Source organism: Marinobacter salexigens, assembly GCF_002806945.1.
Classification (GTDB): domain Bacteria; phylum Pseudomonadota; class Gammaproteobacteria; order Pseudomonadales; family Oleiphilaceae; genus Marinobacter; species Marinobacter salexigens.
In genome coordinates this window covers 882,606-895,562 of sequence record NZ_NIHC01000001.1, presented here as the reverse complement: position 1 = coordinate 895,562, position 12,957 = coordinate 882,606, and the positions used below count along the sequence as shown (strand labels likewise).

Sequence of the window (12,957 nt, the reverse complement as noted above, 5' to 3'; positions counted from 1 at the left end):
GGCTATCCAATTCCCGGAGGATGGCGGCTTGTCCCAGCAACAGACACCCACACAGAACAACACCACTTCGCAAGACAGCGCCCAGGCTGCAACCGGCACTCTGGAGCGCTCTGTCGACCGGCTCTATAGCCTGATTGCCAACGAGGAAGACGCACGGGTGTGTAAAGACATCCCTGCGGAAGCTTGCAACGTGGTGCCCCGCAATTTTTTCCTGATTCTGACAGCCAACGTACTCACCAAGCTGGGCGACTTGCTGATCAGCCCGAAAACCGTGCTTGCGTGGCTGATGAGTGCCATTGGCGCACCGGCTCTGGTGGCCTGGCTGGTTCCTATTCGGGAGTCCGGCTCCATGGTTCCCCAGATGATGATTGCAGCCTGGGTTCGTCGCAAACCTGTGCGTAAATGGTTCTGGACGATTGGCAGCTTTGGCCAGGCAATCAGTGTTGCGGCTATGGCTGCTTGCGTGTGGTTTCTTGAAGGCTATACCGCCGGTGCCGGCATCGTCGCTGCGCTGGTTGTATTTTCCCTGTCACGGGGCTTCTGCTCCGTGGCCATGAAAGATGTTCAGGGAAAGTGCATTCCGAAAACCCGCAGGGGCAGGCTCTCGGGCCTGGCAGCCACTATTGGCGGCACGGCAACCGTTTTACTAACGATTGTTTTGTTCAGGGATCAAGGTGACCCGACTTTGGCATTTTATAGCCTCCTGCTTTTGTTGGCTGCCGCCCTTTGGGTGATTGCCGGAGCATTGTTCGCAGGCGTAGAAGAGCACGAAGGTGAAACCGGCGGTGGTGGCAACGCCCTCACGGAAGCCTTCAAAAGCCTGTCATTGCTGCGCGATGATGCACTTTTCCGAAACTTTGTTATTACCCGAGCACTGCTGCTGTGCTCGGCTCTCGCATCACCCTACTTTGTGGTCTTGGCGCAAAAGGAATCGGATACGGGTTTGATGCTTGGCGTGTTCCTCCTGGCGAGCAGTCTGGCCAGCTCCGTATCCGCCAGCTTCTGGGGCTGGATGGCAGACACCTCCAGCCGGCGCGTGATGATTCGCGGTGCGGCAATCGCAAGTGCTGTGTGCTTGTCGGTTGGCCTCACCGCCATGTTCGTCGGCACGGGCGTTGGCAATGGCTGGTTTTACCCCTTGGCCTTCTTTATTTTGAGTATTGCCCATGCGGGCGTGAGGCTGGGACGAAAAACGTATCTGGTGGATATGGCAGGAGGCAACAAACGCACGGATTACACGGCCGTGAGCAATACCGTGATCGGATTTTTGTTGCTTGCGACCGGGGGATTAACCGCACTGCTGTCCCTGATTTCAAACTCCGCAGTGATTGTAGTGCTCGGTTTGATGGGGCTGGCAGGAACCCTGAGTGCCATTCGCCTGAAGGAAGTTACCGGCGGCTGACCTGCCAGTCGCCACGCAATTTCTCATGAATTGCTTTAAACAGGTGCCTTGCCATCATTCAGTGCCAAGGCACCTTTCACAATGCGATAGATCAGCCAAATGGCGGTGCCCATAAGAATAAACCATCCGACAATAATAAAGCTGGTTACTACACCAATGACCGTCCACAACAAGCCCAACCAGAAGGTTCTGATCTGCCAGCGGAAATGGGGTTCCACCCAGGTATTACGAACGTCATCGAGCTTCACGTAATTAATAATTACGCCTACCAAACCGGTGATACCGCCCAGAAAAAACGACAACCCCTGAAGAATGTAAACAACCACTGCAAGATTGCGTGCAGGGTCAGATCGGCGCGCCAGCTCATCTTCACCAGCAGGAATATATTCCGGGTCAGCCAAGGCACATCTCCTTTTTCAAAATGAGCAGAAAGCTTAACACAGGCGCAGAGTCCATTTTCCGCCCAAAGGGTCAGTGTTTATCAGGGCGATATCCAAGCCGGAAGCCACCCCAGTGTCGCCCATTAACATATACTGGTACAGAAAGATCGTGCATGATTTCACCCGTATCGCGCCGGTAGGTTTGCAGCAGCATGTCCTCGGTATGACTGCCGCAGCGTATTCCCGTGCGGTCGTTAAACAATCGCTTGCTGCGGCTACGCATCAAATCCGTGGCCACATCTCCGGTAGGCGCATGAGCAAACTCCCGGTTATGGGTAGGCACATAGCCATCCGGGGCTGCAGCAATCGCAAATACCAATGCAGGGTGGGAACTCTTCACAGTTTCCTGCACCTGTGGCAAAAACTGATCGGTAAAGGCATCAAAGCTGCTTGAATACTTGGCAGGTTGAGTACCAGAAATCACTTTTCTCGCCGCGTCGAACAGGGCATTTTCTGTCAACTTACCATCTCGCATCGCTTGCTCAAAAATCTGACCAATCTGACTGGCACCAGCGCGGGCTTGTTCGTAGAAGAATCTGTGGTAGCTGGAATCACTATTCATCGCAAACGTCGCATTGGCGACTTCCGCAAGCTCCATCAGTGTTGCCGCCTGCTCTGCAAGCGACGCAACGCTGGTGTCACTTTCAGTGATCTGATCGCGCACGGTTTCAATGGCCGTGAATACATGACCCAGGCTGAGCTCGTTGTTCTGATCTATCTCTGCAATACGGGCAATCTGCTGTTGAACCCGATCAGACTGATCGCGTATCAGATCTAGCTGCTCGCCAACCCCTTCTACAGACACCAGCCCTTCTTCAACACTGCGAGCAAGATTCTCTATGCGAGTGACAATCAACGCTGTATCGGAACGGATTTCCTGCAGCGTTTCCGCTACCTCACCGGTAGCTTGAGCGGTGCGGCCTGCCAACTGACGGACTTCATCTGCCACCACTGCAAAGCCACGCCCTTGATCGCCTGCACGAGCCGCTTCAATGGCTGCGTTAAGTGCCAGCAAGTTAGTCTGTTCCGCAATGCCCTGAATGGTGCTGGTTACGCCCTGGATTTTGTTGGACTTGTCGTTCAGCTCCTGAATCAAACGCAGGTTTTCACCTGACTGCTGATGTACCTCGCGTATGCTATCAATAGCATTGGTGAGCGCCTGGCGCCCTTCGGTGCTGGCCTCACGATTTTGCAGAGCCATTGTGGCTGCTTCAGTAGCCTGCTGCGAAGACTCCCTGACCGTCTCAGTAATCTGCCCTGCATAATCTGCCATTTGCGCGGTTTCCTGCACCTGCAAATCCAGTCGTAATTTGAGCTGGTCGGCTGCGTAGGATACTTGCGCCGCAGAGATTGCGTTTTTATCTGCACTACCAGAAAGAGCCTCCGTCAAAGCTTTACCTGTTTGAGCATTAGCAAGCAATTGCTTACACCGGGCTCTCACTGGGTGACTTTCATCCAACGTTCCATCGTTCAGGCCATCCAAACCGCGATCCATTGGTGCCAGAACTCTCACTACAAGGTAGGAGGTTGCCGCTACAAGGCCGATAAGCAGACCGACAGAAAGGGAGGCAGGATCCAAACCTAACAAAGGTGCCACCAGGATACTGGCAATCGCAAGAACAATGACGCCTGCGCATCCCCAAAATATCGTTGTACGGTCAAGCAACCCCATAAACACCCCTTGGTTATTATTGTTTCTGGTAGGTACACAGTTATCCGGCCACTTTAGAGATTAAATAATTGAAGTAGATTAATAACTCATACTTTCGTTGATTAACTTATCGACCAAAATCGGTGTTTCTTAAACTCAAAAACCGAAAACCCGATGTGCCCATCTACTCAGGCGATCAGGTTTCCGGTTTTACAGAGCGCTAACTAACCATTCAGGCGCCGATCACACCCCCATCATCCCGGGTCACGATGACTGTTGCGTCCCGCGGGTGATCCCCCTCGTTGCCAAAGGGCCAGTCCCTGGCCGGGTGCTGGATGTTAACAAACATGGTTTTAACATCCGGCGTGGTTACAACTCCGGTCACCTCGCACCCCTGGGGCCCTACGAAGAAACGGCGAATATCACGGGTTTCGGGATTAGCCGCAAGCATCATATTGTTCTGGTACGGAGGCGCATCAGAACCATCGGTCTGAATCCAGAGGCGGCCATTGTAGTCAAACCACAAGCCATCCGGGCTGTTGAAGATGTTGTCGTCGGTCAGCGATACAACCACCTCTCCATCCACAACCGTTTCTGTGCCCTGTTCTCCTGCCAACACAAAAATATCCCACTGGAACCCTGTTGCTGCAAAGTCATCGCCGCTTTCGCTCCAGCGAATGATATGACCCGTGCGGTTTTCTGCCCTGGGGTTTGCAGCGTTTACCTGCTCCTCGGTGCGCCGGGAGTTATTGGTCAGGGTAAAATAAACCTCGCCTGAATTCGGGTCTACCGCTCCCCATTCCGGGCGATCCATTGGCGTTGCGCCGGCAATGTCTGCAGCCAGACGGGTATTCAGGAGCACATCCGCCTGATTTTCAAAACCATCAAACTCCAGGTTACCCACCACTGTGCCCCGGGCTGCCTCTACACTGGCCGCAAAGCCAGGGTCATCAAGCGACAGCGGCAGCCAGTCGCCGGAGCCATCCTCGTTATACCGGGCAACGTACAGGGTGCCTTCATCCAGCAAATAGCCACTGGCGGTTGCTGCGTAGTATGGCCGCGCGGATACAAACTTGTAGATGTACTCAAAGCGGGAATCGTCTCCGGAATAACACACAACCGGCTTGCCTTCTTCCACCGGTGCAAAGATCACCCCTTCGTGGCCAAAACGGCCAAGGGCGGTGCGCTTCTGGGGCTTGCTCTCCGGCGTAAACGGGTCAATTTCAACCATGTAGCCGTAGGTATTGGCTTCGTTGCGATAATCGTCTTCAGCGCTTTGAGCCGTGGGGGTAATGTTGAAGCGCACGTACTGATCATCTCCGCCTTCGGCAAGCTCCCAATCGTAACGGCTCGCACCACCAACGCCATGACGAGTCTGCTCGCGCGGTCTGGCACCTGAACTATTGGCGAAATACCCGTGCCAGTTTTCCTCTGCAGCCAGATAGGTTCCCCAAGGAGTTGGCCCCATGGAGCAGTTGTTCAACGTGCCCCGGGTTCGGGTGCCACCCTTGCTGAAGCGGGTCGAAAGCTTTTGATAGCCGCGCAGGGGACCACGAATATCCATCTCTGTGTTGCCCGTAACCCGACGGTTGAAGGGGCTTCCGAATACTATATCCCAATTACCGGTACTGTCTTTTTTGATATGCACCACAGATACGCCATGGGCAGCTACTTCCTTGCGCACTTCGTCGGCAGGACGCATTCCACTGGCAGTATAGGTGGGGCCGTCCGGGTGAAGCGCTGCCTGGTTGATGTACTCATGGTTCATCACCAACAGCCCTTCATCTGACGAGCTACCGCCGGCCTTAAAATCAATCGGGAAAAAGTGCATGCCATCGTGGTGCATGCCTACCTGCTGCTCCTGATCCGCCCCGGAGTTGGAAGCGTCTGCCCGAAATGCCGGGTAGGAACCGGTGATTGGTGTTCCCCAAGGCAAAAAGGCCTTGGTGGAGTATCCAGCAGGTACCACCACTTTGTTTGCGGTTGAAACGGCTATTGCCGCGAACCCAAGCTCTGTTGCACTGCCCTCGCCCAAACCAGCATTTCCATTGCCGCCATTGCTTTTGTCATCGCTATCACTGTCACTTCCACAACCCGCAATCCCGAAACCCATAATACTGGCCAGAGCCGCGCCAACCCCACCTTTCATCAGGGTGCGCCGCTGCATGCGTGCAGCCAGTACGTCTTGAAACGCCCTGTTGCCAGAATGGTTTACAACGGGTTCGTAGTCAGGATCCAGATAATCGGGATCAAGGTCGTGCTTCGCCATGCTTTGTCTCTCCTGGTCTCTCTCGATAAACAATAAGTGGGTGTTGTTGAGAACACAGTGTCGACGGAGCAGATGACAATACGGAGACAGTAAAACGACAAAACCGTTAATCTTTTCTGACAAAGATTAACGGTTTTGATGAAATCAGGCGGAGCACTCCGGCGCAAGTACTGCGCGCCAGGGCCAGGACACGATTACTTCGTCATGTCGTCATAACCTTCTTCCATGGCATCGCCTGCTTCTTCAGCGGCTTCGCCCATTTCGTCGCCAACATTCTCGGCACCTTCCTTCATTTCGCCGATTACGCCTTCATCCTGACCAGTGGCTTCTTCATAGGTCTCTTCCACGGAATTGCTCGCGTCATCCATCATTTCTTCAGCGTTGTCTGCGGCCCTTTCAAAATCAGCTCCTTCATTGTCATCGGAGCTACAAGCAGCGAGCCCTAAAGTCAAAAACATGAGAAGAGCACTGAGAGTAAATTTATTCATAACATATCCCTCCGTCGGTAAACATTTGTAACACCGCACAGAGTACGGCCATGGCCGGCACCACACAATTACCTGCTGATTACTCTTTGTTAAACCAACCGCCCTCACACCAACTGAAAAATCCGATGCTGGCTTAACGGCCCGCCAGCCCATACCACCTATCATTCCAGGCCAACCTCGCTTACACTAAGCCAACCTGTTGCATTGCAAGATTGTCCGACATAGATTTAAAGAACGCGCACCGCAACGGAGAAACACCATGAATGCCAAAACCCATGACGCTCTTCATGACACGCCTAATGACACCCTGGATTCGCAAACAGCAAAAAAGCAGACAGAAAACCCTACAAAGCCCCCAGCTGCTGGAAAATGGAAAGACCCAAAGCGCTACCTCTGGTTATTAGGCCCCGCTTTGCCGGGTATTGGCCTGGCAGCGCTGACCGGTTATGCAATAGCACCTAAAAAGCTTAAATTTCTGGCATGGACGGGACCGGTGTTGGTGCATGGCGTCATTCCCGCGCTGGATCGTGCCATTGGTGAGGACCAGAGCAACCCGCCCGAGTCGGCGGTCAGTTCCCTGGAGCAAGACAAGTATTACAACCGCATTGTTAAGGCCTTCATTCCTGGCCAATACGCACTGACGGTAATGGGCGCATGGCTTGCCAGTCGCAAGAAAACCCCTATTGAAGACAAGATCGGCCTGACGCTGTCCGTTGGCGCCATCAATGGCGTTGGCATTAACACGGCTCATGAGCTTGGCCACAAATCGAACAAGCTAAACAAACTGCTGGCCATGGCGGCGTTGGCCCCCACGGGCTACACCCACTTTGTGGTTGAGCACAACTTTGGCCACCACAAGCGCGTAGCAACCCCCGAAGACCCTGCTAGCAGCCGTATGGGGGAGAGTTTCTGGAAGTTCTTACCCCGTACTGTGATTGGCGGTATGAAGTCTGCGGTGAAAATCGAGAAGGAGCGGCTGGCTCGAAAGGGCAAGGGGTTCTGGAGTTTGGATAATGAGCTTCTCCAGGGCTGGGTCATGAGTGCAGGTTTTTTCGGAGCGACGACTTTGATTTGTGGGCCGCGGGCAGTTCCTTTCCTTGCCGCCCAGGCGGCTTACGGTGCCAGCCTGCTGGAAAGTGTGAATTACATTGAGCACTACGGACTGCTGCGCCAGAAAGACAAAAACGGAAAATATGAGCGTACGCAACCAGAGCATAGTTGGAACAGTAATCATATTGTGACGAATCTGTTTTTGTATCAGCTGCAGCGCCATTCTGATCACCATGCTCATCCACAGCGCAGTTATCAGGCGTTGCGCCACTTTGAGAAGGCCCCGCAGTTACCCGGTGGTTATGCGTCCATGCTGGCGCCAGCTTATGTGCCTCAGTGGTGGTACGAGACCATGGACAAGCGGGTGATTGATCACTACGAGGGCGATCTGAGCAAGATCAACTGGGATCCGGATCGTAAGGCGGAGTTGATGGCCAGGTATGCGGATTACGCGGCTGAGGTGGCTGCCAAGGCTGCGGCTCGTCGGGAGGAAGAAGCGGGTTCGGCTTCGGAGAAGGCTGCCTGACGAACACTGATGGCTGGGAGCTTGGAATCTGCTGGTGCTCTTGCTTGGGTGCTGGCGCCCGGTGGGGCAAGACTCCCGAAACACGCTGTGAATACCCCTGCGGGGCCCGGCCAGCAATCGCAGATTGCTGTCGTTCAGCTGCGCATGAAGCTGCGCTTCATAAACGCTTGCCTCACCCCTGTACGCTTGACGGCAGCATCCTTGCTGCCGACAGTTTCGGGAGTCTTGCCCCACCAGCCGCTTCGGATTTGGCAGCGCCAGCCTTACTTTCCTTTGAACACTGCGTTTCGTCTTTCAAGGAAGGACTGAATGCCTTCCTTTACATCTTCACTAGCCATCACTGGCTGCAGATCCGGGAACAAACGCTGTTTTGCGGCTTCCTGACCTTCGCTGACCGCGATTTTGGACGATTTCAGGCTACCTCGCACACCAAGGGGTGCGGCATTGGCAATCTTCTCAGCGATTTCCAGAGCAACGTTGAACTGTTCTCCCGGCTCAACCAATTCCTGAATCAAGCCCCACTCGTAGGCTTGTTCGGCAGTCCATTCATCACCTGTTAACAAATAACGCTGGGCATTGCCCCAACCTATTTCCCGTTGCAGGCGGATAGTGGCACCTCCGCAGGCGTAGATGCCGCGTTTAACTTCCAGCTGGGCAAAGCGGGTGCCTTTTGCTGCTACGCGAACGTCTGTGTTCAGCATCATCTCAACACCACAGGTAAAACAAATGCCCTGAGCTGCGAACACCACCGGTTTGCTGAGGCCGTCGCCGGTGATATGAAACGGGTCCAACTCCCCTTCAGCCGGCTCTATTCCCTCACCGTTTGAAAACACGCCAGCCCAGTCATCCAACTGCAGGCCACTGGTGAAGTGGTCCCCTTCTGCATGCATCAGCCCCACACGCAAATCGTCATCGTGCTCCAGCTGGTAATAAGCCGCTGCGATTTCGTGGTACATGGCCCGGTTCATAGCGTTCATTTTTTCGGGGCGGTTCAGCCCTATGAGTAAGATGTGATCCTGCTTCGTTACCTTAACCAGTGACATTGGTGACACCTTTAGTAAACAGCTGTTGTTTTTAACGTTTGAGAGCCATCTCCTGAGCTTGAGCGCAAGCGGCGGGCGGCACCTCCCGGGAATGTCGTTGGCCATGGATGGCCAACGCCAAGCCCTACATGGGCGAGGCCGAGCGCTTATGAAGCGAAGCTTCATGCGACAGCCGAGCGACAGCAATCTGTGATTGCTGGCCGGACCCCGAAGGGGTACTTGCAGGCGGTTCCCGGGAGGTGCTGCCCGCCGATTGAGCCTACTCCAAAATCAGAACCACTCAGCCTTCATGTTCAAGCAAGTGTCATCCATATTCCGCAACAACACCAAATCCTGAGCCACCGTCGGCAGTTCCCAGTGGAAGAAGTACTGAGCGGCCTGCAGTTTGCCCTGGTAGAAATTACGCTCGTCATCGCTGTTAGCAGAAGCCAGCGCTTGTGCCGCAGCGTTCGCCTGACGCAACCACATCCAGGCTACAATGATGTGACCGAACAGGTGCAAATAGCAGGAGGCATTAGCGAGGGTTTTGTCCACTTCGCCACTCATCAAAGACTTGCCCAGGCTTTGAGTCACCTTAACCGCCTGCTGCAAAGTCTCGCTCAAAGACAGCGCCCACTGCTGGCAACGGTCGGTAGTTGCAGCTTCCAGATCCACCTGCATTTCCTGCATCAGCAACTGCAAGCCATGGCTTTGATCCTGCCAGATCTTACGGCCCAGCAAATCCAGACCCTGAATACCGGTGGTGCCCTCATGGATAGGGTTCAAGCGGTTATCGCGCCAGCACTGCTCCACCGGATACTCACGGGTGTAACCGGCACCCCCGTATACCTGAATGGCCAGGTCGTTGGCTTTCGGGCCATGCTCTGAAGGCCAGGTTTTGATCACCGGTGTAAGCAGGTCGAGCAGCTTGCCGGCTTCAGTGCGCCTCTGTTCATCCGGATGAGTGTGCTGATCGTCCATCAGGCGCGCGCCATACAAGCATAGTGCCACCGCGCCTTCGCTATAAGCCTTCTGAGCCAGCAGCATGCGGCGTACGTCCGCATGTTCGATAATCGGTACTTGGGGGCTTTCCGGGTTCTTTTCGGATGCCTTGCGGCCCTGCAGCCGGTCTTTGGCGTATTCCAGGCTGTGCATGTAGCCACGATAGCCAATCACCGCCGCGCCAAAGCCTACACCTACCCTGGCTTCATTCATCATCTGGAACATGTACTTCAAACCCTGATGGGGCTCACCCACCAGATAGCCGTGGCAAGGCGCATCGTCTCCAAAACTGAGCGCCGTTGAGGTGGTGCCACGGTACCCGAGTTTGTGAATCAGGCCTGCCAGGCTTACGCCATTGCGATCGGCGGGATTGCCTTCACTATCTACCCGGAACTTGGGAACGATGAACAGGGAAATGCCTTTTACCCCCACCGGTGCGCCTTTGATTTTGGCGAGTACCATGTGAACGATGTTTTCAGTGATGCTTTGCTCGCCACCGGAGATATAGATTTTTGCGCCTTTGATCAGGTAATGACCTTCGTCTGTTGGCGTGGCAGAGGTGCGAATATCTGCCAGCGATGAGCCAGCATGTGGTTCGGTCAGGGCCATGGTGCCGCTGTAACGTCCACTGAGCATGTTGGGCAGGAAGCTGGTTTTCTGGGATTCGTTGCCAAACACGCGGATAAGGTTTGCGGCGGCTGTGGTCAGGAATGGATAACCTGCTGTACCCGGGTTAGCGGCAGTGAAGAAGCCGTTACAGGCGGCCATAACGGTTTCAGGTAGCTGCATACCGCCCAATTCGTAATCATAACGCCCTGCAATAAAGCCGGCCTCGGCATAAGCATCGAAGGCTTCTTTCACTTCCGGCAGCATTTCCACCTGGCCATTGACGAATTTTGGCTCGTCTTTATCGGCAGTGCTGTTGTGGTTGGCGAACTTCTCTCTGGCCATTTTGTCGGCGGTTTCGATGACCGCATCAAAGGTATCGCGGTTGTGTTCGTTGAACCGGTCACGGCTGAGCAGGCTTTCGGTATCAAGCACTTCGTAGAGCTGGAACGCCAGATCACGGCGGTCTATCAGGGTATCGGTCATTTAGTCAGCTTCCTGATGATTGGCTGGAGTGTTTCATTATTGTGTACAGGCTCTCACAACCGGGTTTTTCTGGGAACCGGCATTTATGACATAATTATGGCTAATATCGCCACTTGGCTTCGGAGCTTCACTCCCGGGCGATGGTGGTACCGCTGCTCAGGACACGCTGTGAATCCCCCTGCGGGGTCCGGCCAGCAATCGCAGATTGCTGTCGTTCAGCTGCGCATGAAGCTACGCTTCATAAACGCTTGCTTCACCCATATAAGCTTGACGGCAGCTTCCCTGCTGCCGACAGTCCTGAGCAGCGGTACCACCATCGCCCTGACAGAGTTGCTCGGCTGGGAGATCTTGTGCAAAAAGTTTCAGTTATTGGATTTGATGGTGCTTTAGCCAGCGCGATAACAGGTGTCATCGATTTGTTTCGTTTGGCCGGCGTTACCTGGGCGCGAATTCATAGTGAGCAACCAGTCCCGCACTTCACCACGCGCCTACTCACGCGTAATGGCGACCACTGCCGGTGCATTAACGGCATAACCCTGGTTTCAGATGAGAGCTGGGAGGAGCTGGATAGGGATAGCGCCGATCTGGTGATTGTGCCGACTATCGGAGCACCGATTGATCAAGTGTTGGCTTCTAATCCGGATCTGGTTACCTGGCTTAGTCAGTTCAGTGCGCCAGGTAAAAACACCACCGGGCAAGTTCAACTGGCGAGCAACTGCACCGGAGCGTTTCTTCTGGCTGAGGCGGGGCTGTTGAACAATAAAGAAGCCACCACCCACTGGGGTTTCAGCGACAGGTTTCGCCAGAGCTACCCGCAAGTAAAACTGAATCCTGAAAAGCTGGTCACAGTCGATGGCCATATCGCCTGTGCCGGAGGCGGCATGGCTTGGTGGGATTTGGGTGTGCATCTTATAGAGCGCCGCGCCGGGGCCCAGGTTGCCCGTGAATTGGCGAAGGCGTTTGTTATCGATGCCGGGCGCAATAGCCAGGCACCCTATAGCGCGCTTCAAGCGAAGCGATATCACTCAGACCCGGCAATCCTGAAACTGCAAAATTGGTTGGAGGAAAACTACAAAGAGGAGATTAATCTGCATTCTCTTGCCGCTTTGAGTGGCCTAACTACTCGATCGCTGATGCGGCGATTCAAAGTGGCCACCAGCGAAACGCCCAAAAGCTACCTGCAATCCATACGAATAGAAGCCGCGCGCCGCCACCTGGAAAACTCGCGCCTGCCCGTGGAGGACGTTACCCGGCTAGTGGGTTACGAGGACGTCAGCTCGTTCAGCCGTCTGTTTCGCAAGCAAACCGGGTTGGCCCCTGGCGCCTACAGGTCACGGTTTGGCCGCTAAGATACCGGCTGGTTGGCCCAAGTTATGCATCTAAAGTACCATGAAGACCACTAGCCGGATGTTTCCGTAAAGTATACTGACACGTGTGATGTGGGAGAAACATGCCATGAACGCACAAGCTCAACAAGCCCAGGTTGAGGTTCTCAACAGGTTGTACACCATGAAGCTTGAACAGATTGAGCAGGCCAACCAACAGGGCAACAACCTGCGCAGCATGGTGCTGGAGGCCGAAGCAGAGGCCATTTCCAACGCGTTAAAACTGGCAAAGTAACTGCACAGTGACCTAAAAGGCCTGCATAACCGGGTTAGACTGTGCCCCTCCGCGTCACTTCCGGGCATCCAAACTGCAATTGATCGATCACAAGTCGACTTGACCTGCGAGCCCGGGCACGTATTATCAATGGCCAGGTTTTACTAACGGAGCAACCATGACCGCAAGGTCCGTCGGCTGCAAGCAGATCAATCGTCCCCCCCTTACCGCTGACATCGCTCGGCATCGTGGGCGTTTACCCTACTTCCCGGATCCACCAGTCTTTCGCTGATCCGACTCCCGCTGCCCAATCACATCGCTTTCAAGCGACCTGTGCAGGGTGGCCGACGGGGACTAGACTCAAGCTCATAAACCATCTTCATTCATAGAAAAAGAAAACCGCTAACGAGGCTGCG

General features: G+C 54.4%; 10 protein-coding genes. 4 read left to right on the top strand and 6 right to left on the bottom strand.

Annotation, left to right across the window (positions count from 1 at the left end; translation table 11 throughout):
• The first annotated feature begins 100 nt into the window (after positions 1–100).
• Positions 101–1,402, top strand: a complete 1,302-nt coding sequence (locus tag CDH47_RS04190; RefSeq protein ID WP_100638766.1) for an MFS transporter — start codon at positions 101–103, stop codon at positions 1,400–1,402.
• Positions 1,403–1,437: 35 nt separating this feature from the next.
• On the opposite strand, the gene CDH47_RS04185 is transcribed toward CDH47_RS04190, so the two are convergent.
• The 4 genes from CDH47_RS04185 to CDH47_RS04170 all read right to left on the bottom strand — a co-directional run bounded on the left by CDH47_RS04185 (position 1,438) and on the right by CDH47_RS04170 (position 6,250).
• Entirely contained in the window at positions 1,438–1,803 is a 366-nt protein-coding gene (locus CDH47_RS04185; protein WP_100638547.1) for a DUF4870 family protein, read from the bottom strand.
• A gap of 70 nt (positions 1,804–1,873) precedes the next feature.
• Positions 1,874–3,514: a methyl-accepting chemotaxis protein gene (locus tag CDH47_RS04180; protein ID WP_100638546.1), complete on the bottom strand. Its 1,641-nt coding sequence runs from the start codon at positions 3,512–3,514 to the stop codon at positions 1,874–1,876.
• 211 nt (positions 3,515–3,725) lie between these two features.
• Complete coding sequence (locus tag CDH47_RS04175) at positions 3,726–5,762, bottom strand: PhoX family protein (protein ID WP_100638545.1); 2,037 nt, start codon at positions 5,760–5,762, stop codon at positions 3,726–3,728.
• Between the two features lie 194 nt (positions 5,763–5,956).
• The gene (locus tag CDH47_RS04170) at positions 5,957–6,250 is read right to left on the bottom strand and encodes a hypothetical protein (RefSeq protein ID WP_100638544.1); all 294 of its coding nucleotides are present in this window, start codon (positions 6,248–6,250) and stop codon (positions 5,957–5,959) included.
• A gap of 259 nt (positions 6,251–6,509) precedes the next feature.
• Here CDH47_RS04170 and CDH47_RS04165 point away from each other — a divergent pair, with 259 nt between their 5' ends.
• Complete coding sequence (locus CDH47_RS04165) at positions 6,510–7,826, top strand: alkane 1-monooxygenase (protein WP_239985560.1); 1,317 nt, start codon at positions 6,510–6,512, stop codon at positions 7,824–7,826.
• Between the two features lie 263 nt (positions 7,827–8,089).
• On the opposite strand, the gene CDH47_RS04160 is transcribed toward CDH47_RS04165, so the two are convergent.
• On the bottom strand, positions 8,090–8,869 hold the full coding sequence (locus tag CDH47_RS04160; protein WP_100638543.1) for a crotonase/enoyl-CoA hydratase family protein: 780 nt from the start codon (positions 8,867–8,869) through the stop codon (positions 8,090–8,092).
• A gap of 270 nt (positions 8,870–9,139) precedes the next feature.
• A complete protein-coding gene (locus CDH47_RS04155) occupies positions 9,140–10,942 on the bottom strand; it encodes an acyl-CoA dehydrogenase (RefSeq protein WP_100638542.1) in 1,803 nt (600 codons plus the stop codon).
• A gap of 350 nt (positions 10,943–11,292) precedes the next feature.
• On the opposite strand from CDH47_RS04155, the gene CDH47_RS04150 reads away from it, so the two are divergent.
• Both CDH47_RS04150 and CDH47_RS17570 read left to right on the top strand, forming a co-directional pair.
• Positions 11,293–12,291: a GlxA family transcriptional regulator gene (locus CDH47_RS04150; RefSeq protein ID WP_100638764.1), complete on the top strand. Its 999-nt coding sequence runs from the start codon at positions 11,293–11,295 to the stop codon at positions 12,289–12,291.
• 106 nt (positions 12,292–12,397) lie between these two features.
• Positions 12,398–12,562 carry a hypothetical protein gene (locus CDH47_RS17570; protein WP_193601551.1) on the top strand — a complete coding sequence of 55 codons (165 nt, stop codon included), beginning with the start codon at positions 12,398–12,400 and terminating at the stop codon, positions 12,560–12,562.
• The last annotated feature ends 395 nt before the right edge of the window (positions 12,563–12,957 follow it).

What these genes read in the sequence shown, in the direction of transcription:
- CDH47_RS17570 (WP_193601551.1), top strand. Translation starts at nt 12,398, where the DNA reads ATGAACGCACAAGCTCAACAAGCCCAGGTTGAGGTTCTCAACAGGTTG.
- CDH47_RS04170 (WP_100638544.1), bottom strand. Translation starts at nt 6,250, where the DNA reads ATGAATAAATTTACTCTCAGTGCTCTTCTCATGTTTTTGACTTTAGGG.
- CDH47_RS04180 (WP_100638546.1), bottom strand. Translation starts at nt 3,514, where the DNA reads ATGGGGTTGCTTGACCGTACAACGATATTTTGGGGATGCGCAGGCGTC.
- CDH47_RS04155 (WP_100638542.1), bottom strand. Translation starts at nt 10,942, where the DNA reads ATGACCGATACCCTGATAGACCGCCGTGATCTGGCGTTCCAGCTCTAC.
- CDH47_RS04160 (WP_100638543.1), bottom strand. Translation starts at nt 8,869, where the DNA reads ATGTCACTGGTTAAGGTAACGAAGCAGGATCACATCTTACTCATAGGG.
- CDH47_RS04175 (WP_100638545.1), bottom strand. Translation starts at nt 5,762, where the DNA reads ATGGCGAAGCACGACCTTGATCCCGATTATCTGGATCCTGACTACGAA.
- CDH47_RS04165 (WP_239985560.1), top strand. Translation starts at nt 6,510, where the DNA reads ATGAATGCCAAAACCCATGACGCTCTTCATGACACGCCTAATGACACC.